Below are 25,890 nucleotides of genomic sequence, written 5' to 3'. Positions count from 1 at the left end.
TTTTGAATAGGGGCAGAGTGAGAGGAGGGGCGGTATGAACATCGGATCTGTATTCCGGGGATTACTTGGAGATGTGAAGGCGGGAGAGGCAAAAAAACTTGATATGCAGCCAGGCCAGATCGTAAGAGGAGTCGTATTAAAGGTGTCTGAGGACGGTGACGAGGCTGTATTGCAAATACAGGGTTCTCAAGTCAGGGCAAAGCTGGAGACCCCTCTTCAACCTGGACAGACTGCAACGTTTCAGGTACAACCGGCTTCTTCCAGCGGAATGACTGTGCTTAAGCCTCTGAATGATGCTGCCAATATACCACAGCAAACCGTAGCGCTGACAGACGTATTGAAATCGGTGGGACTGCCGGATACAGCTCAAAACAGGGAGCTTATACAGGCAATGCAAAAGAATGGTGTGCCGTTGACATCGGAAAATGCGGCTTCTTTGCAAGAAGCCTTGTCGAAGCAAAGCGGCAATGTACAATTGGGAACGTTTGTGCAGGCAGCGGCAGTTGCCTTTCAGCGGGGACTTCCATTAACGGCCGAAAGCATAAATGGATTGCGTCAAACGATGTTTGGGCCTCCTTTAAATGATTTGTTGTCATCGTTGGAGCAAGAACTTGAAGCGGTGTTAAAGCAGCAAGGACAGGGAACGCCTACTGACCGGTCATTAGGGGAAGCAACCGCAATAAAAAGCACTGACCGAACGTCAGTTAGTCCAACAGGCACTTCTTCTGTGGTGATTGCAGATGGACAGGAAGGCCAAGCTTTAACATTGTCCAAGGATGCTTCTGCCTCTGCTGCTACAAAACAGGCAGAAACAGGACAACAAGTCACAGGCGGCAAGGAATTGTTAAAAGGGACTCAGGCAGCCAATCTCGCTGCTACAGTAAGCGAAGCGAGTGTTTTGGCTACAGATTCGGATACTTCGGCGGGATCTACTGCATTTGCATCCAACGGGACTGCTTCAGAAAAACCGCAAGCAGTTAGCGGGCGAGGAGCGACAGTGGTATTGGATGCTGGTGCCAATGCGCCTGAATCGGGCGCTGCTGATGCATTAAACGGCTCCCGCGTCAAAGCGGAGCAACAACAGCAAGCTACTACGGCAGGTACGCAGCTTAAGGATGCCGATGGTGCTCCAACTCGGGCCACGGCAGAGCCTACGGGGACGAAGTCTGCCTTAAACGCAGTCATGGCAGACCGTCCTTCCGCACAGCAAGCCGCTGGCTCTGCGCCGCCCTCCGCGGCGGGCAACGCTGCTGTACCAGAGGCGCCGCTTCAGCGGCTGCGCCTCCTGCTGCAAGAGCTGCGTGCAGCAGTGCCACCCGAACTGAGCACGGTTGCACCAGATCAGTCCTCAGCAGAGGTAGCGCAGCCAGCGGCTGGCGCTTCGCGGACTGCGGATGCCGCTGCTTCACAGTCTGCGGCGCCCAGCATGCAGCTCAGCCCCACGGAGGATCCGTGGGTAGGCCGTGTGCTGAAGCTGCTCGGTGCAGAGCACGAGCAGCAGGTACACCGCTCGACTGCGCAGCTCGCGCAAGAGGCGGCGGCACGTACGGAGCCGCCCGGGGGAGTGTCGCAGACGCTGCCGGGTTTAGCGGCTACGACAGACAACTCCATGACAGCGGCCACAGACACCGTTAAAGGGGCGCTACTCCAGCTAATGAGCAGCGACGACCTGCCGCCCGCTTTGAAAGAGGCGGCTCAGCAGGTTGTACAGCACCTGACAGGCCAGCAGCTGCTGCTAAATACAGACCGAACGGCGCCTTTTGCACAAGTGCACATGTTTATACCGTTTATTGGACCGGACGGTCGCGAAACAGCTACAATCCAGATTCAGTCCCGCCGTGGCAAACGCGGAGAGCTGGATGCCTCCAACTGTCGACTTTGGTTTGATTTGGACATGAAGGGGCTTGGTCCGACGCTGGTGGATATGCAGGTTGTAGATCGGATTGTAAGTCTTAAGCTTCATAATGATCAGGAATGGGCGGCTTCGCTATTAACGAGTGGGCGTGAGTCCATTCGTACCGCGCTGGAGTCGCTAGGCTACCAACTTCTAACACTGCGTACCGAGCCTATGCCTACAAGGACTGAACAGAGCAGCCCCGCCTCTTCAGAGGTACAAAGCTATGTGCCTCAGCCGTACAAAGGAGTCGATCTTAAAATATGAAAGAGCCCTTGGAATCTCCTTCTCCTTCCATGAAGAAGGCGGTCGCCCTTAAATATACACCTAGTGAGAGCGAAGCGCCGATCGTCGTTGCCAAGGGGAGCGGCCGCATTGCGGATAGCATTTTGGAAAAAGCCAAAGAACATGGTGTTCCTGTTCAGGAGGATGCTGCGCTGGTTGAAGTGCTGTCCAAACTTGATTTGGACGAGCAAATCCCTGCTGAACTCTATCAGTTGGTAGCAGAGGTGCTAACCTATATATATCAAATGGATCGGCTTGCTCCAAGAGATGGCTGGTGATGGGGTATGACATGAAGACGAGAGGCAAGGATCAACGGAAAGCCAAAGGAGCGATGGGCGAAGAGGCTGCAGCTTTGTTTTTAGAAAACATGGGTTATCGTATCCTAGAGCGCAATTGGCGATGCCGCAGCGGGGAAATAGATCTGATTGCCAAGCAGGAGCACATACTCGTGTTTATAGAAGTACGTAGCCGAAGTAGCTCCAAATATGGAACACCAGCTGAATCAGTTACTCCGCGTAAAATAACCCAGGTTCGCCAAACAGCCGCAGTATACTTGCATATGAACGGAATGGGAGAATCTCCAATCCGTTTTGATATGATTTCTGTACGATTATCTGCTGAAACGGCTGTTGTTACGGACCACTTTATAGATGCCTTTTAAAAAAGTAAGAACTTCTTTGGATGTTGGAGCACAGGGCTGAATTCATATGTACAGGTTGACAGAAAGGAAAGCTGTAGGTATATTTTATTGAGAATAGTTATCATTTTCATTCTACAATGAATATCTAGTCGTTGTACCTGTGAAGGAGGATTTACGTGACAAAGCATACCTTTAGTGAACATGTCATAGATGTAATTCAGGAACGCCGGACGATTAAACGATTTAAACCTGACTCTATCCCGGTAGATACGATTAAAGAACTGCTGAACGTCGCTGTATGGGCTCCTAATCATAAAATGCGTGAGCCGTGGCGTTTTCTGTTGTTTGCTGGTGAGGGACGGAAAAATCTTGCAAAAGCCATTGCAGCCGATATTGGTAAAGACAACAAGTTTGAGAGTGGAATTCTGCATAACCCGATTCAGCTTTTAGTGGTGATGGAAGAAGATCCGCGTCAAGCGGTTTGGGATGAGGATTTTGCAGCAGTCAGTGCGCTTGTTCAAAACTTTATGCTTGCTGCATGGAGCAAAGGGATCGGAACGTTTTGGGTGACAAAACCATTTCTGTATTCGCCTAAATTCCGTGATTGCTTGGGAATTCAACCAGGTGAGAAGGTAATTGGAATGATATATGCAGGCTATCCTGAAGTTATCCCGGAATCAAGACCACGTACTCCAGTAGCCGATAAGCTAACCTTAATTGACAAATAATCTGTCGTCAGATAAGCTTAGTTGAGTATTTGAAATTAGGGTTGAGAGCTAATTTAGAACATTATATTTGCAATAAATGAAGATTTGGAAGCACCTTTTTTCATATAGGCAATGATTCCCGAGAGGGACATTTCAATATGAGGAGAGGTGCTTTTTTGATATGTATGGAAAATTACATGGAGCTTGTCTATATGGATAGATGGCGTTCTGACCGGACGGCCAAGCGACCAATCAAAATTGTACTGCCAATGAACAAGTCATAATCCATTCCTATGACCATTACCCCAAGCAGAGCATATACCGTTGCGTGAGCAAGAAGCGCTGATCAGTAATAATGGAGTATTACAGCGATGTATTGGGTCAGCTACACGCCAAACGTGCGTTAGTTATCGCTGCAGCAAGAATGCATAATATTCTGCTGATCCATAAAAGCGTCAAATTACGGTCAGCGGATCTTCTCTAATCGTGCAGCTCTCGGTAATTCTATTCGTTCTCACGGAGTTCCTTGATCTTCATTTGTAGCGTGGCAATCCGAGCAGCTCTCTGTCGTTTTTCGTTCGCTCACTTCAATCAAGTTTTAGACCATAGCCCTGACATCGCGGGGCTTTTTTTATTGCCTAGTGATAAAGATAGTCACTTTTTCCAATCCGTTTGTCTGTTTCGATTCTATAAAAACTAGCATATTCTATATTATCAAAAAAGAAGGGAAGTTGATTCGAATGGGAAAAGTAAATTCTTCTAGAAAAATTCTGAAACCTACGCGTCGCCTAAGAACTAAAGCAGGTACCGCATTCATTTTTAGTCTCAACAATGTAGGTCCGAATTTGTTCCAAAGTCGCTTGAACCTGGCTGGGTTTGTTAATTCCTCAAGTAGGGTACTTGTCTCGATCACGGAAATTGGTATTTTTGGCGGTCAAGTTAAGCCGTTTCAAGGAGCTGCTACCATGACGATCCATAACGTCGTTCCGCATGACGACGGTATAGTAATTGTACGTGGGAATACTGGCTGGGGTAGTCCCCTCAATATACGACTTTCAGTCGTGGTTTTCTAATCGTTCAGACCTGCTGAACGCACTTCTCACGGGTGAAAACTGAAAACTCCCGCCACTACGCGGAAATAAAATGTCGAATTCGGGCAGCGCTCAGATCAAAAAAAGTCCTGACATCTCAGGATTTTTTTTGTTCCTTCAATTTCTCATCAGACTTACCTAGCCTTCGGTTTCTTCTCTTCGCGCCGACCCAAAGGGAGACAGCTTACTTGTCTTCTTTTTAGAGTTACATCATCGTGGAAAGTAAACTCGACAATACATCGTTCCTGATAAATTTTAAATTGATAGTATTTATGAAATTATAAGAAAATCACAAATGTGTTTAATAGAGCCTAAAAGAAAAAAGCGATCTCCCACAGAAAGGAAAACTGTTTAGTATCGCCAAATTCTTGATATTACTTGGTTTTTCAATGCGTGACAATGTATCATAATATCCTTCTTATGGGACCGCCGGGTGTTGGAAAAACGATGCTCATCCGCAGGAGAGCCCTTGGAACCTTCTTCTCCTTCCATGAAGAAGGCGGTCACCCTTAAATATACGCCTGGTGAGAGCGAAGCGCCGATCGTCGTTGCCGAGGGGAGCGGCCCATTGCGGATAGCATTTTAGAAAAAGCCAAAGAACATGGTGTTCCTGTTCAGGAGGATGCTGCGCTAGTTGAAGTGCTGTCCAAACTTGATTTGGGCGAGCCCCGGAATCAAGACCACGTACTCCAGCAGTCGATAAGCTAACCTTAATTGACAAATAATCTGTCGTCAGATAAGCTTAGTTGAGGATTTGAAATTAGGGTTGAGAGCTAAATTTAGAATATTATATATGCAATAAATGAAAATTTGGAAGCACCTTTTTTCATATAGGCAATGATTCCCATGAGGGACATTTCAATATGAGGAGAGGTGCTTTTTTGATATGTATGGAAAATTACATGGAGCTTGTCTATATGGGATAGATGGCGTTCTGATCGAAGTTGAGACTGATTTGTCCAATGGCTTGCCTCAGACCGCGATTATCGGATTGCCGGATTCAGCGATTCGAGAGGCAGTAGAGCGTGTGAGAGCAGCAATCAAAAACTGCGGTTTCAAATATCCGTCCCAGCGTGTCACGATTAACTTAGCTCCTGCAGATTTGCGTAAGGAAGGCTCATCTTTCGATCTTGCTATCGCTTTAGGCTTGCTGACAACCAGTGGACAGGTTGTCTTACCAGTAGGGGAACGAACGCTGTTTATTGGCGAGTTGGCACTGGATGGCAGCATTCGTCCTGTAAATGGGGTGTTGTCTATGGTTGATCTGGCCAAGCGAGAAGGATTCGATTCCGTGCTGCTTCCTCAAGAAAACGCAAGCGAGGCTCGTCTAATTGCGGATATACGTATTTACGCTATACGCCATCTGGTGGATCTTATCCCGGTTAATGATCATGCACAAGGTACCCCGGACGGCCAAGTGACCAATCAAAATTGTACTGCCAGTGAACAAGTCATAATCCATTCCTATGACCATTTACCCCGAGCAGAGCATATACCGTTGTGTGAGCAAGAAGCGCTAATCAGTAATATGGAGGATTACAGCGATGTATTGGGTCAGCTACACGCCAAACGTGCGTTAGTTATCGCTGCAGCAGGAATGCATAATATTCTTCTTATGGGACCGCCGGGTGCTGGAAAAACGATGCTCATCCGCAGGTTGCCCTCGATCCTGCCGCCTTTGACTGAAAAGGAGTCGCTAGAAGTGACCAAGGTATACAGCGCAGCAGGAAAATGGAAGGACTCATCGACCCATCTCATGCATGTTCGTCCCTTCCGTGCGCCTCATCATACGATCTCTGCTGCTGGATTGGTGGGCGGAGGAGGCATACCCAAACCAGGAGAAATCAGTCTTGCACACCGAGGGATTTTATTTCTCGATGAGCTGCCTGAGTTTAGCCGTCATGTGCTAGAAGTGCTGCGGCAGCCTCTGGAAGACCACCATGTTACAATCAGTCGTTCACGTGCAGTGTTTAAGTATCCGGCGCATTTTTTACTTGCAGCTTCTTTGAATCCGTGTCACTGTGGCTTTTTCGGCAATAACACGGAACATCAGCGCTGTACCTGTTCACCTGCAGCAGTAGCTCGATACCGCTCACGTATTTCCGGTCCATTGCTGGATCGAATTGATCTTCAGCTTGAGGTATCACAACCGAAGGATTGGCGGGAGGAAAAAGAATCACTGTCGTCTGCTGATATGAGAAAGCAGGTGTTGGCTGCTCGAGCAATACAAATCCACAGATACAGCAAGCTTCCTTTTTCATGGAATAGTGAGCTGTCCGGTCAGATGCTGCGTAAATATGCGGTTTTAGAACAAAATGCAGCGGAGTTGCTTGACCAGACGATGGATGCACTTGGTTTAAGCATGCGTGCGTATGATCGAATTCTCAAGCTGTCCCGCACCATTGCAGACTTACAGGAGTCAGAGAAAATTACGACTTCACATGTGGCTGAAGCTATTCAATACCGCCAGATGGATAGAGCAAATTCCAATTTTCCCGAAATATAAAAAGGCGATAAAATTAGCAGATACAGTACGATCATTTTTATGAAAAAGTTTTTCCAAAGGGTATGTATACGAGAGAAAACGGAAATAAGGACAAAAAAAGCTCCAGGCAAAAAGACCTGGAGAAGCAAAAAAGATTATGACAATAGTGATTATACTATGAGTATATCAATTTCGTATATACGATTATGCATCATCTCCCATGTTACTTGATGGAAAAACAACAAGCCCCTCGACCAATACGGTTAAGGGGCTTGTTGTGAAATTCATTCTAACTCTATGTTACAAAACGTTCAGCTTCACTTCAATATTACCGCGGGTAGCGCGGGAGTATGGACATTGTTCATGTGCGCCTTCCACCAGTTTTACCGCAGTTTCATGATCAACGCCTTTGACCAGAACGTCGAGGTTTACTCCGATTCCGAAGCCGCCGTCTTCGACTTTGCCAAAATGGACCGTAGCTGTGACTTCGGTACCTTCATGTTTAACACGTTGCATGCGAGCGACCATATTTAAAGCACTGTCAAAGCAAGCAGAATAGCCTGCTGCGAATAGCTGCTCTGGATTCGTACCTGTACCGCCGGCGCCACCCATTTCTTTTGGAGTATCAATATCTAAACGAAGTTCAGGGGAAGAAGACTCGATATAACCGTTACGTCCACCAACTGCTTTTACTGTTGTTTCATACATTTTTTGTTGAATGGTCATCATAATCCAATCACTGCCTCTCGCTAAATTTGTATTTTACACAATTTAATTTATCAAAATAATTATTATTTGTAAAGTATTTTATGCAATTAGAATGTACTTTGCTATATAATATGCTAAAATAATGACGAAAGTAGGTGACTAGACAGCATGGAAAACAATTCTAATGAACACGCGGCGTTGAAACTTGATAATCAGTTATGCTTTGCCATATATGCATGCTCCAGAGAGATTACAAAGCTGTACCAGCCTTATCTAGAAAAGCTTGGTGTAACGTACTCGCAATATTTGGTACTTATCGTGCTCTGGGAGCGTGAAGAGTGTACAGTGAAGGAATTGGGTGAGGCGTTATATTTGGATTCCGGCACACTAACTCCACTATTAAAGAGGTTGCAGAATGCCGGGCTGATCGATCGAAAGCGTTCCACTCAAGATGAGCGTAAGGTGCTGATTTCTTTGACGACAGAGGGTAGAGCGTTGCGGGATAAAGCCCTGTCTGTACCAGGATGCATACAGGAAAAAACAAGTATGACTCATGATCAATTTGGGTCGCTTCTGCTTCAGTTTAATGATCTGCTCGATCGTGTTCATCAAGCGAATGTACAGATTGAAAAATCATAACAGGTACTTTCGGTTGCTCTTGTGAATTTACGACATGAGTTTTTCTTAACTGAAAGAAAAAATGCTATTTAAAGTCTAATGAAATAAAGTGCCTCTCATGCGGATTAGGTAATCCCATTTTGTGGAGGTGCTTTTTTGTGTGAATTTGTATTAAAAAGCAAAATCCAATAATATCCAAACATTCGATTTTGGGAATGATAATGATATCAAAATACTGTAATTCATGAGGTTGAATTATAAGGAAAGCGTTTTAAAAACATGTTACAATGATGTAGGTTTAGTATAGATTTCCTTGTGAACCGCCCTTGTTGCAGTCATGTTGATAGGAGGATTCCAGAATGAATATCCATGAATATCAGGGTAAAGAAGTATTAAAGCAGTACGGAGTGGCTGTACCGAACGGCAAGGTTGCCTACACGGTGGAAGAAGCCGTTGCTGCGGCAGAATCGCTTGGAAGCGCTGTTACGGTCGTAAAAGCACAAATTCATGCTGGTGGACGCGGTAAAGCGGGTGGCGTAAAAGTTGCCAAAGGCTTGGATGAGGTGCGGACTATTGCTTCTGAAATTTTGGGTAAGGTGCTAGTGACACATCAGACCGGACTTGAAGGTAAAGAGGTCAAACGTCTTTTGATTGAGGAAGGCTGTGATATTCGCAAAGAATATTACGTAGGCGTTGTCGTGGATCGCGCGACTGGACGCATCGTATTGATGGCCTCCGAAGAAGGCGGTACGGAAATCGAAGAGGTGGCTGCGGCTACTCCGGAGAAGATTTTTAAAGCAGTTGTTGATCCAGCAATTGGGCTTCAGGTGCATCAAGCTCGTAAGCTGGCGTATGAGATTAATATTCCCAATGAACTGGTGAATAAAGCGGTCAAGTTTATGCTGGCGCTTTACGAAGCTTTTGTGGACAAGGACTGTTCGATTGCAGAAATTAATCCCCTAGTCGTTACGGGTGATGGGAATGTACTGGCGCTGGATGCCAAATTGAATTTCGATTCTAATGCGTTGTTCCGTCACAAGGATATTTTGGAATTACGTGATTTGGATGAAGAAGATGAGAAGGAAATTGAGGCATCTAAATATGATCTAAGCTATATCGCTCTGGACGGAAATATTGGCTGTATGGTCAATGGTGCGGGGTTGGCAATGGCCACGATGGATATTATCAAATATTACGGTGGTGATCCGGCCAATTTCCTAGACGTTGGTGGCGGTGCAACGACGGAAAAAGTAACCGAAGCGTTCAAAATCATTTTGTCCGATCCGAAGGTAGAAGGTATTTTCGTCAACATTTTCGGCGGGATTATGCAGTGCGACATCATTGCGAACGGCGTCGTGGAGGCTGCCAGACAGTTGGGGCTGACTCGTCCGCTTGTTGTCCGTCTTGAAGGGACAAATGTTGAGCTCGGCAAACAGATTTTAGCGGAATCCGGTTTGAATATTGTGGCAGCCGATTCCATGGCCGATGGTGCCCAAAAAATCGTTGAACTTGTTCAATAGCCTGTTTGCATTCCGATATGCCGAATAAACGATAGGGGATGTGAAGATCGTGAGTATTTTGGTCGATAAGCATACAAAGGTGATTACACAGGGGATTACGGGAAAAACGGCGTTGTTCCATGCCAAAGGTGCACTTGATTACGGTACACAGATGGTAGGTGGCACCTCTCCAGGTAAGGGAGGCACCGAGGTAGAAATTACACTGGAAAACGGACAACAGGTCAAACTGCCAGTGTTTAACACAGTAAGCGAAGCCAAGGAAGCTACGGGCGCAACTGCTAGCGTCATTTACGTGCCGCCGGCTTTCGCAGCGGATTCCATTTTGGAGGCTGTGGATGCGGAACTGGACCTCGTGATTTGTATCACAGAGGGGATTCCGGTACTTGATATGATCAAGGTCAAACGTTTTATGGAAGGTAAAAAAACCGTTCTGATTGGCCCTAACTGTCCGGGCGTTATTACGCCAGGAGAGTGTAAGATTGGTATCATGCCAGGTTACATTCATCTGCCTGGTCATGTAGGCGTTGTGTCACGTAGTGGTACTTTGACCTATGAGGCAGTGCATCAGTTAACCACTCGAGGTATAGGTCAATCTTCAGCGGTTGGTATTGGCGGTGACCCGGTTAAAGGTTCGGAATTCATCGATATTTTACATCGCTTCAATGAGGACCCCAACACTCACGCTGTCATTATGATCGGAGAAATCGGTGGTACAGCTGAGGAAGAGGCTGCCGAGTGGATCAGGGATAATATGACGAAGCCAGTCGTTGGTTTTATCGGTGGTGTGACTGCGCCTCCAGGCAAACGGATGGGGCATGCAGGCGCCATTATTTCTGGCGGAAAAGGAACGGCAAAAGAGAAGATTGCAACGCTTGAAGCCTGCGGGATCAAGGTGGCACCGACTCCTTCCGAAATGGGCTCGACACTGGTAAGTGTGTTGGAAGCACGTGGTATTTTGAACTTGTGTACAACACATTAAATCGTGTTTCTTCATTAATATACAGGCTGTAAATCAACATCGAAATTTGCTGCTGGCTAGTGTATAATGAAAGAAAGGTAAGCAACCTTTTTATCTTCTGAAACAGGGGATGAAAAGGTTGCTTTTTTTTTGCGTTGATACAGGCTTATCAGGGAAACGCTTGCAAAATGATCCGTTGTGCCACAAAATAAGGAAGGGTTCACTCTTCCATGAATGGGGGAACCACAGTTTGGAAGAAAGATGGCTTTTATTAGGTCTACATGAGTTAGAGGGAATCGGAAGAAGAACTATTCAGCGTATTTGGTCGAGTGATTATCGATTGCATGAGCTACTGCATTTTAGCGAACAAAAGTGGATTGAGATAGGCTTAAGTCCCACACAGGCACGCATTGCGGCACAGTGTTACGATGAAGAATGGGTGCATGAACGATATCAGCGAATTCAATCCAGTGATATTGGTACGGTAACTTATGTGGACGAAGATTACCCCTTATTAATGAAGGAAACAGTTGACCCTCCTTGGGTGATGTATACAAAAGGGGATAAATCACTTTTGCACACATGTTCTGTAGCCATGGTAGGAACTCGCGTTCCTACTGCGTATGGTCGTAGAGCAGCGGAGATACTAACAGAGGAATTATGTAATGCAGGGATTACAGTGGTTAGTGGATTGGCGAGAGGGATTGACAGTATTTGTCACGAAACAGCCCTGCGCCAGGGAGGCAACACGATTGGTGTACTTGGAACAGCAATTGACCAAATTTATCCTCCCCAAAATGCCTCTTTGTTTGCAGAGATGGCTAGTAAAGGTCTAATCGTATCGGAGTATCCTCCAGGTACAAGGTCTCATCCCGGGATGTTTCCACAACGTAATCGCATTATTGCCGGGTTAACGAAGGGGACGCTCGTTGTAGAAGCAGACGCTAGAAGCGGTTCCTTGATTACAGCGGATGCTGCGCTGGAGGCAAATCGAGATGTGTTTGCTGTTCCTGGACCCATTACGTCACCGAAGAGTAAAGGCACGCTGAACTTGATTAAGCAAGGAGCCAAAACGGTCACTGAAGCTTCGGATATTATTGAGGAGTATGAAGCAGATTTGCGTACAAGGCAGGTTTCTTCATACAATAGAGAACAGAGTCTTAATCTTAAGAAAGTTTCCAAAGCATCAGAAAGTGAGACTTCTGAGGAAAAGCGCGTAGTGCTGCTGCTGGAACAAGGAACCATGACACTGGATGAACTGCTTGATGCTACGGCATGGGATTTTGGACTTTTACACGCAGTTCTGTTATCGTTAATCATAAAAAAAAGGATCGCTCAGCTAGCGGGCACAAAATACAAGCTTATTTAGTCGTTGTTTTTGTCAAATCCTTAGTTAGTAAATGCGTAAAATTCAATTTTAAACATAGGTGGAGGGAAATTAGCGTTATTCGCATCGCGGATTCCTACTCCTTCCCCACTTCCTGAAATGTGTTGAATTTATAGCTCGTATTAACGAACTATAGCTCACCACATTTCAGGAAGTCTATCATATTCATGTGTGTAATTGAGAGGAGGAAGAGCCTATGGCGGATTCACTCGTCATCGTGGAATCGCCTTCCAAGGCGAAGACGATCGGCAAATACTTAGGCAGCAAATATATCGTCAAGGCTTCCATGGGTCATATCAGGGATTTACCTAAGAGCCAGATCGGTGTAGAGGTTGAAAATGATTTTAATCCCAAATATATTACCATTCGAGGTAAAGGCTCAATACTAAAAGAGTTAAAGGATGCCCGAAAAAAAGTAAAAAAAGTATATCTGGCGGCTGACCCGGATCGCGAAGGCGAGGCTATTGCTTGGCATCTGGCGCATGCGCTGGAACTGGACGATACGGCGGATTGTCGTGTGGTGTTTAATGAAATAACGAAGCAGGCTGTCAAAGATGCTTTTAAAACCCCCCGCAAGATCAACATGGATTTGGTCAATGCGCAGCAGGCACGACGGATATTGGATCGGCTTGTCGGCTATAAAATAAGTCCATTGCTCTGGAAAAAGGTAAAGAAGGGTCTGTCTGCTGGGCGTGTGCAGTCGGTTGCAGTGAAAATTATTCTGGACCGGGAAAACGAGATTAATGAGTTTGTACCGGAAGAATACTGGACGATCACAGCTAAACTAGCTATTAAAGACAGCACTTTTGAAGCGAAATTCCATAAGCTACACGGCGAAAAGAAAGAGCTCTCTAGCGAAGCGGATGTACAAGAAGTGTTAGAAGCTATCGGAAAATCGTCTTACAAGGTGCGCGATGTGAAAGAGAAGGAGCGTTTACGCAATCCGTCTCCTCCATTCACAACAAGTTCCTTGCAGCAAGAGGCGGCTCGAAAGCTCAACTTCCGGGCATCTAAAACGATGTCTGTAGCGCAGCAGCTGTATGAGGGTGTGGATTTAGGAAAAGAAGGGACTGTGGGTCTGATTACGTATATGCGTACGGATTCCACACGGATCGCCACTTCGGCTCAAGAGGAAGCGAAAGAGGTCATCATTCAAAAATATGGCGAAGATTTTGTGCCTGAAAGTCCTCGTCAGTATTCAAAAAAGTCGGCTAATGCTCAGGATGCGCATGAAGCGATTCGTCCAACCTCCGCCTTGCGTGATCCGGAAACTGTTAAGCCTTTTATGAGTAGAGATCAGTTCCGATTGTACAAACTGATATGGGAACGTTTTATGGCGAGTCAGATGGCTTCCGCTATTATGGATACTTTGTCCGTTGATATTGAAGCAGGCGAGGCGATATTCCGGGCAGCCGGTTCAAAGGTTCGCTTTCCAGGCTTCATGAAAGTGTATGTGGAGGGGAATGACGACGGCAAAACCGAAGAAGATAAGCTGTTGCCGCCACTTCAACCCGGCGATAAGCTGAAAAAGGAATCGGTTGAACCAAAGCAGCATTTTACACAACCGCCTCCTCGCTATACGGAAGCACGACTGGTGAAGACGCTGGAGGAATTGGGTATAGGACGCCCGAGTACGTATGCACCGACGCTGGAAACCATTCAGAAGCGCGGTTACGTCGCTATTGAGGAGAAGAAATTCTTCCCTACCGAGCTGGGAGAGTTGGTCATCGAGCAGATGGAAGAATTTTTTCCAGAGATTCTGAATGTAGAATTTACAGCCAATATGGAAGGTGATCTTGACCACGTCGAAGAAGGCGAAGGTGATTGGGTCAAGGTATTGAGTGACTTTTACGAGTCATTCGAGAAGCGTCTGGAAGTGGCTGAAGAAGAAATGAAAGAAATTGAAATTAAGGATGAAGTATCCGACGTCATCTGTGACAAGTGTGGTAGCCCCATGGTGTATAAGTTGGGCCGCTTTGGTAAATTTCTGGCCTGCTCTGCTTTCCCGGATTGCCGTAACACCAAGCCAATTGTCAAGGATATCGGGATGAATTGTCCTACATGCGGTGAGGGACATGTCGTCGAACGACGAAGTAAAAAAGGACGTGTCTTTTACGGATGTGACCGTTACCCAGAATGTGATTTTGTATCCTGGGATAAACCGTCCATTAAGCCTTGTCCAAGTTGCAGTGGCCTAATGGTCGAAAAACGTACTAAACAGGGAACGAAGCTCAACTGTACCGTCTGCGATCACAGCGAAATGCTGGAAGAGAGCGATGAGAGTGTAGAGACTTCTTAAGAACAAAGATAGCAGGGGGATTTAAAAGTGAGTGAACTACAAAAGGTAACGGTCATCGGAGCAGGTTTGGCGGGCAGCGAAGCTGCCTGGCAAATTGCAAGCCGTGGAGTGCCAGTTAAGTTATATGAAATGAGACCGGTTGTAAAAACACCCGCGCATCATACGGATAAATTTGCCGAATTAGTATGTAGTAATTCCTTGCGCGCGAACGGTCTGACGAATGCAGTAGGCGTACTGAAGGAAGAGATGAGAATACTAAACTCTTTGGTTCTGAGTGCGGCAGATCGCCATGCTGTTCCGGCTGGTGGGGCATTGGCAGTGGATCGTGATGGATTTTCCGGTCATATTACAGATACGCTTCATCAACATCCTTTGATCGAGGTCGTTAATGAAGAACTCCAGGAACTCCCGCAGGACGGTATCGTGGTCGTTGCAACGGGACCATTAACTTCTCCAGCTTTGTCAGAACAGATCAAAACACTGATGGGAGAGGAGTATTTTTATTTCTACGATGCGGCAGCTCCGATTGTAGAGAAGGACTCCATCGATATGAGCAAGGTCTATCTGGCTTCCCGTTATGATAAAGGAGAAGCAGCTTACTTAAATTGTCCGATGAACGAAGCGGAATTTGATGCTTTCTATGAGGCTTTGATTACTGCTGAGGTGGCACAAGTCAAGGAGTTCGAAAAAGAAATCTACTTCGAAGGATGTATGCCTATCGAAGTAATGATGCAACGTGGGAAACAAACGGCATTGTTTGGACCGATGAAACCTGTAGGCCTCGTAAATCCACATACAGGAGAACTACCCTATGCAGTTGTTCAGCTTCGACAAGACAACGCTGCAGGTACGCTATATAATCTGGTTGGGTTCCAGACTCACCTCAAATGGGGGGAGCAAAAGCGTGTGTTTTCAATGATTCCGGGACTTGAAGAGGCAGAGTTTGTACGTTATGGCGTGATGCATCGCAATACCTTCATTAATTCTCCACAGCAGCTTCACCCAACTTATCAGTTCAAGGGAAGAAGTAATCTGTTCTTTGCCGGACAAATGACTGGTGTAGAGGGTTATGTAGAGTCGGCGGCCTCAGGTCTGCTGGCTGGTATAAATGCGGCACGAGCAGCACGTGGGCAGGAAATGTTCGTATTTCCTGCGGAAACGACACTAGGCAGCATGGCACGATATATTACAACTGCTGATTTCAAACATTTCCAACCGATGAATGCAAACTTTGGTTTGCTTCCAAAGCTGGAGACACGCATTCGTAACAAAAAGGAAAAAAATGAAGCTCTCGCTAATCGCGCATTGGAAAGTTTGCGCGGTTATATCAACCAAACGGGAGTTATGTCAACAGAAGTACAGGCATAAGGATGAAGGAAAAGGAGGAGCGCGTTATGGATATGTCCTTTCATGCTACCACCATCTGTGCTGTACGCCATAATGGCAAAGGAGCTATTGCGGGTGATGGGCAGGTAACGTTCGGCAACAGTGTTGTGATGAAGCAAACGGCTAAAAAAGTGCGCAGATTGTATCGTGGGCAGGTCGTTGCGGGATTTGCGGGTTCGGTGGCCGATGCTATCACATTGTTTGAAAAGTTTGAAAATAAGCTGGAGGAACATCACGGCAATCTTCAAAGGGCTGCTGTAGAACTGGCCAAAGACTGGCGGCAGGATCGTGTACTACGCAAGCTGGAAGCGCTGATGATTGTGATGGACTCATCCGGGATGCTGCTCATTTCTGGAGGCGGAGAAATTATTGAACCTGACGATGATGTGTTGGCCATTGGCTCAGGTGGTAATTTTGCATTGGCAGCTGCCCGTGCTTTCAAACGTCATGGCTCTGGTATGGAAGCAAAGGACATGGCACGGGAAGCGTTAGAGGTTGCTTCGGAAATATGTGTGTATACGAACAGTCAGATTATCGTGGAAGAATTGTAAGTCGGCTCTGAGTATTCAAGGGTGGAGGAGTGCAAAATGAATAATCAATCGTTGACGCCCAGACAAGTGGTATCCGAGCTGGATAAGTATATTGTCGGACAAAAGGAAGCTAAAAAATCAGTTGCTGTTGCCTTGCGCAACCGTTATCGGCGTAGTAAACTGCCGGATGATATTCGGGATGAAATTGTGCCTAAAAATATTTTGATGATCGGACCGACAGGTGTGGGTAAAACTGAAATTGCACGTAGACTTGCACGGCTCGTGGGAGCTCCTTTTGTCAAGGTAGAGGCCACCAAATTTACAGAAGTGGGTTACGTCGGTCGTGATGTAGAATCCATGGTGCGGGATCTAATGGAAACCTCTATCCGTATCGTCAAGTCGGAACGAACAGAGAATGTGAAAGACAAAGCGGAGGACATGGCAAATGAACGTATTGTCAATATCCTTGTACCTGCAGAAAAGTCAAATAAATCGCAACGTAATCCTTTTGAAATGCTTTTTGGCAATAACACAGGGACTTCGGTAGAAGAAGAACCACCACAACAGGACGGAACCTTAGCAGAGAAGCGACGCAAGGTTAAATTTGATCTGTTGTCCGGTAAGCTTGAGGATGATGTCATAGAGATTGATGTGGAGGATACCGCACCCAATATGCTCGATATGTTTGCTGGCCAAGGGAATGAACAAATGGGTATGAATATGCAGGAGATGTTCGGAAGTTTCCTTCCTAAGCGGACGAAGAAGCGCAAGCTACCAGTCAAGGAAGCCCGCAAGGTACTGATTCAAGATGAAGCAGCCAAGTTGATCGATATGGATGATGTGATTCAGGAGTCTGTGAAGCGTGCTGAGCAATCCGGTATTATTTTTATTGATGAAATAGATAAGATTGCCAGCCAAGGCAAGGGAAGTGGCCCTGATGTGTCGAGAGAAGGAGTCCAGCGCGATATTTTACCTATTGTCGAGGGCTCTACCATTATGACCAAATACGGCCCGGTAAGAACAGACTACATTCTGTTTATTGCTGCTGGGGCTTTTCATGTGGCTAAACCATCAGACCTGATCCCAGAGCTTCAAGGTCGTTTTCCAATCCGTGTGGAGCTAAGTAGTTTGACCTTGGATGAGTTTGTGTCGATATTGACGGAGCCTAAAAATGCGCTGACCAAGCAATATACCGAGTTGCTCCGCACCGAGGAAATAGAAGTCGAATTTTCTGCGGAAGCGATCCGTGAGATCGCTAGTATTGCCGAGTCCGTTAATCGCAACACCGAAAATATCGGCGCACGGCGTTTGCATACCATCTTAGAGAAGCTATTGGAGGATCTGTCATTTGAAGCCCCGGAGCTTACATTGGATCGTATGATCATCACCCCGGAATATGTGCGTGAGAAGCTGGGAGATATTGCCCAAAACAGGGACCTTAGTCAGTATATTTTATGAACAGGGTGTCTAAAAATAGGGTGTGTGGTCCAGAATAACACTATCTTGCACCGTCGTTTAGTCCTAGACACAGGTTAAGTTGATGATTTTTCTGTCTATTCCAAAAGTAGGACGTATAATCTTTTGCAGGTGTAAAGTGCTAAGAAAACATTCATTTTCTTGAAAAAAACCTGAAAAATTTAACATTTTATGCATCTAAAGCCCTCTTTTTTAAAAAAGATAGGGCTTTTTTCTTATTGTAATTAGGTCCCAACTCTACGAAACTTAGAATATATGACAGAAAGTTAAGATTTTCTACTTAAGACCTAAAAGAAATGTATAATTATGAAATTTTATTGTCGAAAAAAAGTGAAAAATCTTGTTTTATTGAATCTTACTTTGGAGTAGACGCTGGAGGGAGGAGCTAAATGAATCTGCTGGGTGATGTAAGCTTTCAAAAGCTTCAGGCAGGTGTACAGGCGGCCAATACGAGACAACGTGTGATGGCCGATAATATTTCCAATGCGGATACCCCGTATTTTAAGCGTTCGGAGGTTTCATTTGAAGAACTGCTTCAGCAGCAAATGGGCGGTGATGTCACGCCACTGCGTGGAAAAGTAACCAATTCAAGACATTTTCAAATAGGACCTGTGAACTCCATTCCTGATGCCACGGTCACCAAAGATGGGTACTCAGTCATGAATAACAACATGAACAACGTAGATATAGACAGAGAAATGAGTCTTATGGCTGAAAATCAACTAAGATATAATACCTACATCCAAGAAATTAATGAGCGCATCAAAATGATGAGAACAGCGGTAGAAGGGAGATAGGACGAGGTGAAGATTAACAACGGCTTTGATATTAGTGCATCTGCTCTTACGGCCCAACGGTTGCGGATGGACGTTATATCGAGCAACATTGCCAACGCAGAGACAACTCGGGCGAAGGTGGAGAATGGACAAGCAATTCCATATCGAAGAAAAACGGTTGTTTTGGAGCCGAACCAATCTGGCTTTGCCGATGTTTTGAAGGCTCAAATGGAAGGAAGTAGTACAAGCGCCGTTGGCGTTAAAGTTTCGCAAATTCAGGAAGATCAGTCACCTTTGAAACCAGTGTACAATCCGGGTCATCCGGACGCTGATAAAGATGGCTATGTATATATGCCTAATGTAGACATAATGAAAGAAATGGTCGACATGATTTCCGCAACACGCTCATACGAAGCCAATGTAACAGCTCTGAATGCTTCAAAGGCGATGGTTTCCAAAGCGCTTGAAATCGGTCGCTAAGTTCCAGGACTACTAACTACTTAATAGGGAGAGTAAAACATGATTCAGAACGCCATGTTTAACGTACAGACACCGGTAATACAGCAGATTCAATCGCCTAACAATGAGTTGACGAAAGCGACGCCTTCCGAATCCTTGAAGGATTTTGGCTCCTTCCTAAAGGATGCTCTTAATGAAGTAGGGCAGCAGGAAGCCGCTACACACCAGATGTCCGACCAATTCATGGCAGGCAAAGTTGATGTAGATCAGGTCATGATCACTTCACAACAAGCGCTGCTTTCCCTGCAGCTTACTACACAGGTCCGAAACAAAGCGATCGAAGCCTATCAGGAGATCATGCGTACACAGATGTAAAGTGAGGGTTTAGCAAAGTTTCGGATGGGGTGACGGAGTGAACGAGAGAATCGCCCAATACCGGGATAAGATTTCCGGGTATTGGAATAATTTCAGCAAAAAACAGAAGATATTACTTGTTTCGACATTAGCATTCATCATTATCGCCATTGTAGTGCTAACGATGCAGTTTACCAAAACTGAGTATGAAGTGGCCTTCCAGGATCTAAATGCAAATGATGCCGCTGGGGTCATTAAATATCTCGATTCTGCGGGTATACCGTATCAGCTTAATGCTGGTGGGACACAAATTTCAGTCCCAACCGCAAATGCAGATAAGGCGAAGGTAGATGTTGGGTCTCAAGGCCTGATACAGAAAGGGTCAATCGGCATGAGCGCCTTTGACCAGTCCTCCTCGGCCATAGGTATGACGGAGAACGAGTTCAATGTGAAGTACAATAACGCATTGAACGGCGAAGTACAGCAACTGTTGGAACGGATGGATGGTGTCCAAAGCTCCAAAGCCGTCATTAATATGCCAAAGGAAAATATCTTTGCCGGACTTGAAGAAAAGGACAAAGCATCTGCTTCGGTTCAGATGGAATTCGAACCTGGCTTTACTCCCAATCAACAAGCGATCGACGGATATTTTAACCTGGTAAAAACGGCTGTACCGAATTTGCCAGTAGAAAATATTACGATCACCAATAAGGAATATGAATTGATTCCAACGGCCAAGGGCGGCCAAGGTGGACTCACGAGTGGTGTTCAGGAAAACATGGCTCTACAGAAGAAGTTTGAGAGCGATGTAAGGAATAATGTTCAACAATTTTTGTCGAAAATTGTTGGAGACGACAAGGTAAACGTACTGGTTATGTCCCAGCTAAATTTCGACAAAGTAACATCAAAGGAACAAATGGTCACACCTGTTGACCAAACGAAAATGAAGGGTATTGAAATCAGTGCCCAACAAATTCAGGAAAGTTATACGGGCAGTAGTGGACAAACCGGAGGAGTTGCAGGGACAGGAACGCAGGATGTCCCGGGTTACCCTGGAGGAGCCAATTCCGGTAATACCAGCTCGGATAAGAGCTCAAGTACGATTAACTACGAAGTTAACCGAATTGCAAGGGATATTATCCAAAGTCCGTACACTGTAAAAGATTTAACCATTAATGTAGCAGTTGAACCACCAACAGGTCAGCAAACGTTGGATACTGCAACTCAGACAGCAATTCAAAATATTTTGGTTAATATTGTAAGAGCATCACTGGCGAATTCCGGTACTACTTTTACAGACGCTGATTTGGCTAAAAAGGTTTCAGTGTTCTCGCAAGCTGCTCCGGCGCCTACGAGTACCAATACATTCTTCTCAGCTTCCAACCCGTGGATGTGGGGCATCGGAGCTGCAGTTCTGGCACTGTTGGCGGGTGTAATCTTCTTCATCGTACGCAGTCGTCGTAATCAGGAAGAAGAGTTGGATGAAGAATTGCAACTCATGCCAACGCCGACGGAATTCCCGTCCATTACCATGGAAAGTGTGACAAATGAAAGTCAAGTGCGTAAACAGCTTGAAAGTCTGGCGAAAAAGAAACCCGACGAATTCGTCAATCTGCTTCGTACATGGCTGGCTGACGAATAGAGGTGAGTTCATTGGCAAAGGCAAGCAGTCAAGGTTTAACGGGAAGACAGAAAGCAGCTATTCTTTTGATCACAATGGGGCCAGAAGTATCTGCTCAAATATTCAAGCATTTGCGTGATGAAGAGATCGAGCAACTTACATTGGAAATTGCCAATGTACGGAAGGTCGATGCCATTGAAAAAGACTCCATTATGGCCGAGTTTCATCAAATTTGTCTGGCTCAGGAGTACATTTCCCAAGGCGGTATTAATTACGCCAAAGAAATATTGGAAAAAGCGCTTGGATCGCAAAAAGCAGTTGAGGTCATTAACCGTTTGACAGCGACATTACAGGTGAGACCTTTCGATTTTGCTCGTAAGGCTGATCCGAACCAAATATTGAATTTTATACAAAATGAGAATCCGCAAACCATTGCTCTCGTGCTTTCATACTTGCAGTTCGAGCAAGCGGCGGCAATTCTATCGTCCTTACCACAGGAAAAGCAGGCAGATGTGGCCCGGCGTGTTGCTGTCATGGACAGTACATCTCCGGAGGTCATCTCTCAAGTGGAGAGAGTATTGGAGCAAAAGCTCTCGGCAACTGCAACGCAGGATTACACGAATGCAGGTGGTATCGAGTCTATCGTTCAGATTTTGAATGGCGTAGACCGCGGAACCGAGCGTACAATTCTCGACTCGCTTGAAATTCAAGACCCTGAACTGGCTGAGGAAATCAAGAAAAGAATGTTCGTATTCGAGGATATCGTCAATGTGGACAACCGGTCCATTCAACGCATTATCCGCGATATCGACAATGCAGACTTGCAATTGGCGCTTAAAGTGTCCAGTGAAGAAGTACGCGATGTGATTTTCCGAAATATGTCGAAACGTATGGCAGAAACCTTCAAAGAGGAAATGGAGTACATGGGACCGGTGCGGCTGCGTGATGTAGAAGAAGCACAAACACGTATCGTTTCAACGATCCGCAGATTGGAAGAGGCCGGTGAGATTATAATCGCACGCGGCGGAGGAGATGACATCATTGTCTAACTTGATTAAATCTTTCCAATATGTGCCTGTAGAGGCTTTGAAAACGATTGATGTGGCACATACGTACGTGCCAGAAACGACGGATGAAGAAATCACAACTGAATATACGGAGCCAGAGCCTCAGCGAGATTATGAGGCAGAACGGCTCCGAGATGAAATGTTGAATGATGCTAAGGACTTTGCCGAACGTCAGGTACGCGAGGCGGCTGAAGAAGCGGAACGAATGCTTCAGGAAGCACAGCAGCAGATTGAAGATTGGTGGCAGGAACGACGCGAGCATGACGATCAGTTGATTCAGTCGATAAAAGCAGATGGATTTCAACAAGGATATGAAGAAGGCCAGAAGCTGGCTGAGGCTGAGCTTCAGACGAAATCGGAGCAGATGATGGAAGAAGCACAAGATATTCTGCGTCAGGCCTATGAGATTAAGGAACAACTGATTCAGGAAGCAGAGCCTTTTCTGGTTGAACTGAGTAGTGCGATTGCCGAGAAGGTCATTGAAAAACAGCTTAGTCTTGAACCGGAATATACAATTGAGTTAATTCGCAAAAATTTGGCTCGTAAGCGAGAAAAAGGAATCATTACATTGTGTGTGTCGCCTCAGCATTTCGCATTTGTGCAAGGTGCGCGGGAAGAATTGTCATTAACTGTCGATTCGCAGGCAGAACTGCAAATTATTCCTGATGGTACCGTAATGGATCGCGGTTGCGTCATCCGTTCTTCCTTTGGAAGCGTGGACGCCCGGATCGATACGCAATTAGCTGAGATTAAAAAGGAACTACTGCGTCTGGCACATGAAAATGAGGAGCGAAGACATGAAGGGGCTTAATGCGCAGCGCTACATGGATCATTTGCGACAGCTGGACCCAGTTCGGGTGAATGGCAAGGTTACACAGGTTATCGGCTTGATGGTTGAATCGGAAGGTCCGGACGCGAGTATCGGGGATGTTTGTTATATTTATCCGGGCAAAGCGGCAAAGCCATTGCAGGCAGAAGTTGTTGGCTTCAGAGACAATAAAGTGCTTCTGATGCCACTTGGAGAACTACAATCCATTGGTCCTGGTTGTGATGTCGTAGGAACAGGGAAGCCGCTGAATGTGCAGGTTGGTTCGGAACTGTTAGGCAAAGTGCTGGATGGTTTGGGTCAGCCTTTGGACGGATCACTGATTCCCTCGCGAATGGCGAGATATTCAACTTTCAATATACCGTCCAATCCGCTGAATCGTCCGCGTGTGCAGGAACCCATTAGTATCGGAGTACGTGCAATTGACGGGTTGCTTACGATTGGCAAAGGACAACGGGTTGGTATTTTTGCGGGTTCGGGTGTAGGTAAGAGTACTTTGATGGGTATGATTGCCCGTAATACGGAAGCAGATGTGAACGTAATTGCCTTGATCGGAGAACGTGGACGCGAGGTGCTGGACTTTATTGAACGGGATTTGGGTCCTGAGGGACTAGAACGCTCTGTAGTCATTGTGGCCACTTCCGACCAACCTGCGTTGATCCGCATTAAGGGTGCACTTATTGCAACGACGATAGCGGAATATTTTCGGGATCGCGGGTTGAATGTCATGTTAATGATGGATTCAGTTACCCGATATGCGATGGCCCAGCGTGAAGTCGGTCTAGCGGTGGGTGAGCCACCAGCAATGAGAGGATACACTCCATCTGTGTTTGCTAGTCTGCCTAAGCTTCTGGAACGCGCAGGGACAGGTCCTACTGGCTCCATAACCGCTTTTTATACAGTGCTGGTTGATGGTGACGACATGAACGAACCCATCGCGGATGCGGTGCGCGGGATATTGGATGGACACATTGTCTTGAACCGTGGGATTGCGAACAAAGGACATTTTCCCGCAATTGATGTGTTAGCAAGTATTAGCCGGGTCATGAAGGACATTGCACCACGAGATCAGATAGACGCTGCCGAAAACATTAAGCGCTTGATGGCCATTTACAAAGATTCAGAGGACCTGATTAACATTGGGGCTTATCAACAGGGTTCGAATGCAGAAATTGACGAATCTATGGAGCGCATACGGGATATATGGGATTTTACAAGACAAAGAACCGATGAAAAGGCTGAGCTGGACGAAGTACGAGAACGTTTGATTTCTGAATTTACGAGGAGATGAAGGTTGAACGATGAGATTTCAGTATTCCTTTCAAAAAGTTGTAGACTTGAAAACGAACGAAAAGTCACAGGCCGAATGGCTGCTTTCCAGTGCTGTTGGACAATTGCAGGTTGAGGAGCAGACATTAACACAGCTTATAGGCGAAAGGAATCGGGTCATATCAGCCATTCAAAAGGCTGCCGAAGATTGCGCGCCACTCTCTAGCATTCAGGAATTACAAGCTTATGTCAATCATCTGGACCAATGTATTACACGCAAGCATAGGGATGTTCAATATGCGCAGCAAAATGTGCAAAGCAAACAAACCGTTTTGACCGATAAAATGCTGGATGAACAAGTTTGGCTGAAAGCAAGAGAGAAGGCCAACGTGAAATTCCAACAGGAAATGCTCCTGCGCGAGCAGAATGAGCTGGATGAAATGGCTTCCGTGCGATTTGCCATGAAAGCCCGGTAAGCGGAACGTCATAGGATACGCATATCAGCTGCCTGAGGAGGAAGACGATGGCACAGAAGTTAGCAGAAAATGAACTGGATATGGATTTAGGAAAAGAATCAGGCGGGGGATTTGAACGGTTTATGTTTTTCCTGATTCCGATTGTTTTCACAATCGTTCTGGTCGGGGTCTTGCTTACACTATTCAATATGGACTTCAGAAGCGAAATGATCTCATTAGGGAATAAAATACCAATTGTTAAAAATTGGATTCCTGAACCGAAGGATAAGGCAACCCAGACAAAAGAGGCAGATCAGAAGGCACAGTCTGAAAGTACTGAAGCAACCATTCAACAGTTAAAAGCGGATTTAGCTAAGCAGACGGAAGAACTCAAAAAGGCTACCGCTGCTAAGACGACACAAGATAAAAAGGTTACTGAACTTCAGAATCAGGTCAATACACTGCAAACGCAACAGGAACAACAGTCGCAGACGGGTCAACAGGGACAGGTCGGGCAGCAGGGACAAGCTGGTACGCAAACTACAGACGGAACAACAAATGAAGATCCTTATGTAAAACAGACCAGAGAACTTGCCAGCATGTATGAAGGAATGACGGCAAGTAAAGCTGCACCGATCATGGAGAATCTGACCACGGAAGAGACCGTACAGCTCTTAAGCTATATGGACCCTGCCAACAGTGCGAAGATTTTGCAAAAGATGGACGCTAAAAAAGCAGCAGATATTACGATGGCTCTGAAAAACGTAACACCATCTACGGATTTATCGGTAGCTGCGTTGCAGTCTCGTCTGAAAAAGGATCAAGGTGCTACAGCCGGAACGACGAGTAAAAGTCTGCAAAGCACTCAAATCAGTAGCACATTTGCTTCCATGGACAAGAAAAGCGGTGCCGAACTTATTTTACAAACTTACAAAATCAGTCCGGATAAGGCATTAAACATATTAAATACAGTAGATGATTCGACACGTGCTTCTTTACTGCAAAATATGTCTGCCAAGGATGCAGGCCAGACCGCGAAAATTTTGAATAAATTGATGGGTAGTAAGTAATTTGAATTG

Annotated in this window: 24 protein-coding genes and 2 pseudogenes; 25 read left to right on the top strand and 1 reads right to left on the bottom strand. The window is 45.9% G+C overall.

The genetic code is table 11. The features are described from left to right. Positions 1–34 precede the first annotated feature (34 nt). From OIU26_RS14885 to OIU26_RS14850, 8 genes and pseudogenes are all read left to right on the top strand, one after another. The gene (locus OIU26_RS14885) at positions 35–2,161 is read left to right on the top strand and encodes a DNA ligase (RefSeq protein WP_264217255.1); all 2,127 of its coding nucleotides are present in this window, start codon (positions 35–37) and stop codon (positions 2,159–2,161) included. Beyond that, entirely contained in the window at positions 2,158–2,457 is a 300-nt protein-coding gene (locus OIU26_RS14880; protein ID WP_264217254.1) for an EscU/YscU/HrcU family type III secretion system export apparatus switch protein, read from the top strand. The genes OIU26_RS14885 and OIU26_RS14880 overlap by 4 nt, the downstream gene beginning before the upstream one ends. Beyond that, positions 2,457–2,840, top strand: coding sequence for a YraN family protein (locus tag OIU26_RS14875; protein WP_264217398.1), 384 nt, complete (start codon positions 2,457–2,459; stop codon positions 2,838–2,840). The genes OIU26_RS14880 and OIU26_RS14875 overlap by 1 nt, the downstream gene beginning before the upstream one ends. Positions 2,841–2,995: 155 nt before the next feature. Continuing rightward, complete coding sequence (locus OIU26_RS14870; protein WP_264217253.1) at positions 2,996–3,547, top strand: nitroreductase family protein; 552 nt, start codon at positions 2,996–2,998, stop codon at positions 3,545–3,547. A gap of 211 nt (positions 3,548–3,758) precedes the next feature. Beyond that, positions 3,759–3,971: pseudogene (locus OIU26_RS14865) on the top strand (ATP-binding protein); the annotation flags it as partial. A 1,045-nt stretch (positions 3,972–5,016) separates the two neighbouring features. Further along, complete coding sequence (locus OIU26_RS14860; protein WP_436449156.1) at positions 5,017–5,130, top strand: ATP-binding protein; 114 nt, start codon at positions 5,017–5,019, stop codon at positions 5,128–5,130. After that, a pseudogene (locus OIU26_RS14855) lies at positions 5,108–5,283 on the top strand (EscU/YscU/HrcU family type III secretion system export apparatus switch protein); the annotation flags it as partial. The gene OIU26_RS14860 and the pseudogene OIU26_RS14855, both read left to right, overlap by 23 nt. Before the next feature lie 220 nt (positions 5,284–5,503). Then, on the top strand, positions 5,504–7,123 hold the full coding sequence (locus OIU26_RS14850) for a YifB family Mg chelatase-like AAA ATPase (RefSeq protein ID WP_436449149.1): 1,620 nt from the start codon (positions 5,504–5,506) through the stop codon (positions 7,121–7,123). Positions 7,124–7,402: 279 nt separating this feature from the next. Here OIU26_RS14850 and OIU26_RS14845 read toward each other — a convergent pair whose 3' ends face one another. Then, positions 7,403–7,831: an organic hydroperoxide resistance protein gene (locus OIU26_RS14845; RefSeq protein WP_013370662.1), complete on the bottom strand. Its 429-nt coding sequence runs from the start codon at positions 7,829–7,831 to the stop codon at positions 7,403–7,405. A gap of 147 nt (positions 7,832–7,978) precedes the next feature. Between OIU26_RS14845 and OIU26_RS14840 the strand changes: the two genes are divergently transcribed. The 17 genes from OIU26_RS14840 to OIU26_RS14760 all read left to right on the top strand — a co-directional run bounded on the left by OIU26_RS14840 (position 7,979) and on the right by OIU26_RS14760 (position 25,881). Next, positions 7,979–8,449 carry a MarR family winged helix-turn-helix transcriptional regulator gene (locus OIU26_RS14840; protein WP_013370663.1) on the top strand — a complete coding sequence of 157 codons (471 nt, stop codon included), beginning with the start codon at positions 7,979–7,981 and terminating at the stop codon, positions 8,447–8,449. 338 nt (positions 8,450–8,787) lie between these two features. Then, complete coding sequence (gene sucC, locus OIU26_RS14835) at positions 8,788–9,948, top strand: ADP-forming succinate--CoA ligase subunit beta (protein WP_264217251.1); 1,161 nt, start codon at positions 8,788–8,790, stop codon at positions 9,946–9,948. 49 nt (positions 9,949–9,997) lie between these two features. Beyond that, complete coding sequence (gene sucD / locus OIU26_RS14830) at positions 9,998–10,927, top strand: succinate--CoA ligase subunit alpha (RefSeq protein WP_013370665.1); 930 nt, start codon at positions 9,998–10,000, stop codon at positions 10,925–10,927. A 229-nt stretch (positions 10,928–11,156) separates the two neighbouring features. Then, the gene (gene dprA, locus OIU26_RS14825; protein ID WP_137078335.1) at positions 11,157–12,275 is read left to right on the top strand and encodes a DNA-processing protein DprA; all 1,119 of its coding nucleotides are present in this window, start codon (positions 11,157–11,159) and stop codon (positions 12,273–12,275) included. A gap of 214 nt (positions 12,276–12,489) precedes the next feature. Next, positions 12,490–14,592 carry a type I DNA topoisomerase gene (topA, locus tag OIU26_RS14820; RefSeq protein WP_025677610.1) on the top strand — a complete coding sequence of 701 codons (2,103 nt, stop codon included), beginning with the start codon at positions 12,490–12,492 and terminating at the stop codon, positions 14,590–14,592. Between the two features lie 27 nt (positions 14,593–14,619). Beyond that, complete coding sequence (gene trmFO, locus OIU26_RS14815) at positions 14,620–15,960, top strand: FADH(2)-oxidizing methylenetetrahydrofolate--tRNA-(uracil(54)-C(5))-methyltransferase TrmFO (protein ID WP_013370668.1); 1,341 nt, start codon at positions 14,620–14,622, stop codon at positions 15,958–15,960. A 26-nt stretch (positions 15,961–15,986) separates the two neighbouring features. Further along, positions 15,987–16,529, top strand: a complete 543-nt coding sequence (gene hslV / locus OIU26_RS14810; RefSeq protein ID WP_013370669.1) for an ATP-dependent protease subunit HslV — start codon at positions 15,987–15,989, stop codon at positions 16,527–16,529. A gap of 36 nt (positions 16,530–16,565) precedes the next feature. Continuing rightward, positions 16,566–17,966, top strand: coding sequence for an ATP-dependent protease ATPase subunit HslU (hslU, locus tag OIU26_RS14805; protein ID WP_064963109.1), 1,401 nt, complete (start codon positions 16,566–16,568; stop codon positions 17,964–17,966). A 407-nt stretch (positions 17,967–18,373) separates the two neighbouring features. Next, positions 18,374–18,781 (top strand): flagellar basal body rod protein FlgB, encoded by a 408-nt coding sequence (flgB, locus tag OIU26_RS14800; protein ID WP_040101576.1) that lies wholly within the window; start codon positions 18,374–18,376, stop codon positions 18,779–18,781. A 6-nt stretch (positions 18,782–18,787) separates the two neighbouring features. Continuing rightward, on the top strand, positions 18,788–19,240 hold the full coding sequence (flgC, locus tag OIU26_RS14795) for a flagellar basal body rod protein FlgC (RefSeq protein ID WP_264217250.1): 453 nt from the start codon (positions 18,788–18,790) through the stop codon (positions 19,238–19,240). Between the two features lie 39 nt (positions 19,241–19,279). After that, positions 19,280–19,594: a flagellar hook-basal body complex protein FliE gene (gene fliE / locus OIU26_RS14790; RefSeq protein WP_007430020.1), complete on the top strand. Its 315-nt coding sequence runs from the start codon at positions 19,280–19,282 to the stop codon at positions 19,592–19,594. A gap of 37 nt (positions 19,595–19,631) precedes the next feature. Beyond that, the gene (gene fliF, locus OIU26_RS14785) at positions 19,632–21,215 is read left to right on the top strand and encodes a flagellar basal-body MS-ring/collar protein FliF (protein WP_013370673.1); all 1,584 of its coding nucleotides are present in this window, start codon (positions 19,632–19,634) and stop codon (positions 21,213–21,215) included. An 11-nt stretch (positions 21,216–21,226) separates the two neighbouring features. Then, entirely contained in the window at positions 21,227–22,243 is a 1,017-nt protein-coding gene (gene fliG / locus OIU26_RS14780; protein WP_013370674.1) for a flagellar motor switch protein FliG, read from the top strand. After that, positions 22,236–23,072: a FliH/SctL family protein gene (locus OIU26_RS14775; protein WP_264217249.1), complete on the top strand. Its 837-nt coding sequence runs from the start codon at positions 22,236–22,238 to the stop codon at positions 23,070–23,072. The genes fliG and OIU26_RS14775 overlap by 8 nt, the downstream gene beginning before the upstream one ends. After that, positions 23,059–24,378, top strand: a complete 1,320-nt coding sequence (fliI, locus tag OIU26_RS14770) for a flagellar protein export ATPase FliI (RefSeq protein ID WP_016820950.1) — start codon at positions 23,059–23,061, stop codon at positions 24,376–24,378. The genes OIU26_RS14775 and fliI overlap by 14 nt, the downstream gene beginning before the upstream one ends. A gap of 10 nt (positions 24,379–24,388) precedes the next feature. After that, the gene (fliJ, locus tag OIU26_RS14765) at positions 24,389–24,832 is read left to right on the top strand and encodes a flagellar export protein FliJ (RefSeq protein WP_013370677.1); all 444 of its coding nucleotides are present in this window, start codon (positions 24,389–24,391) and stop codon (positions 24,830–24,832) included. A gap of 47 nt (positions 24,833–24,879) precedes the next feature. Then, a complete protein-coding gene (locus OIU26_RS14760; RefSeq protein ID WP_264217248.1) occupies positions 24,880–25,881 on the top strand; it encodes a magnesium transporter MgtE N-terminal domain-containing protein in 1,002 nt (333 codons plus the stop codon). The last annotated feature ends 9 nt before the right edge of the window (positions 25,882–25,890 follow it).

It is taken from the genome of Paenibacillus sp. BT-177 (assembly GCF_025846815.2).
In the GTDB taxonomy this organism is placed as follows: domain Bacteria; phylum Bacillota; class Bacilli; order Paenibacillales; family Paenibacillaceae; genus Paenibacillus; species Paenibacillus polymyxa_C.
Note: the sequence above shows the minus strand (reverse complement) of the source record. Positions and strands in the feature narration are given on the sequence as shown.

Bases quoted from the DNA above. Each gene is read 5' to 3' on its own strand.
- OIU26_RS14885 (WP_264217255.1), top strand. From the start codon at position 35: ATGAACATCGGATCTGTATTCCGGGGATTACTTGGAGATGTGAAGGCG.
- OIU26_RS14880 (WP_264217254.1), top strand. From the start codon at position 2,158: ATGAAAGAGCCCTTGGAATCTCCTTCTCCTTCCATGAAGAAGGCGGTC.
- OIU26_RS14875 (WP_264217398.1), top strand. From the start codon at position 2,457: ATGGGGTATGACATGAAGACGAGAGGCAAGGATCAACGGAAAGCCAAA.
- OIU26_RS14860 (WP_436449156.1), top strand. From the start codon at position 5,017: ATGTATCATAATATCCTTCTTATGGGACCGCCGGGTGTTGGAAAAACG.
- OIU26_RS14850 (WP_436449149.1), top strand. From the start codon at position 5,504: ATGTATGGAAAATTACATGGAGCTTGTCTATATGGGATAGATGGCGTT.
- OIU26_RS14845 (WP_013370662.1), bottom strand. From the start codon at position 7,831: ATGATGACCATTCAACAAAAAATGTATGAAACAACAGTAAAAGCAGTT.
- OIU26_RS14840 (WP_013370663.1), top strand. From the start codon at position 7,979: ATGGAAAACAATTCTAATGAACACGCGGCGTTGAAACTTGATAATCAG.
- sucC (WP_264217251.1), top strand. From the start codon at position 8,788: ATGAATATCCATGAATATCAGGGTAAAGAAGTATTAAAGCAGTACGGA.
- topA (WP_025677610.1), top strand. From the start codon at position 12,490: ATGGCGGATTCACTCGTCATCGTGGAATCGCCTTCCAAGGCGAAGACG.
- hslV (WP_013370669.1), top strand. From the start codon at position 15,987: ATGGATATGTCCTTTCATGCTACCACCATCTGTGCTGTACGCCATAAT.
- hslU (WP_064963109.1), top strand. From the start codon at position 16,566: ATGAATAATCAATCGTTGACGCCCAGACAAGTGGTATCCGAGCTGGAT.
- flgB (WP_040101576.1), top strand. From the start codon at position 18,374: ATGAATCTGCTGGGTGATGTAAGCTTTCAAAAGCTTCAGGCAGGTGTA.
- fliE (WP_007430020.1), top strand. From the start codon at position 19,280: ATGATTCAGAACGCCATGTTTAACGTACAGACACCGGTAATACAGCAG.
- fliI (WP_016820950.1), top strand. From the start codon at position 23,059: ATGAAGGGGCTTAATGCGCAGCGCTACATGGATCATTTGCGACAGCTG.
- fliJ (WP_013370677.1), top strand. From the start codon at position 24,389: ATGAGATTTCAGTATTCCTTTCAAAAAGTTGTAGACTTGAAAACGAAC.
- OIU26_RS14760 (WP_264217248.1), top strand. From the start codon at position 24,880: ATGGCACAGAAGTTAGCAGAAAATGAACTGGATATGGATTTAGGAAAA.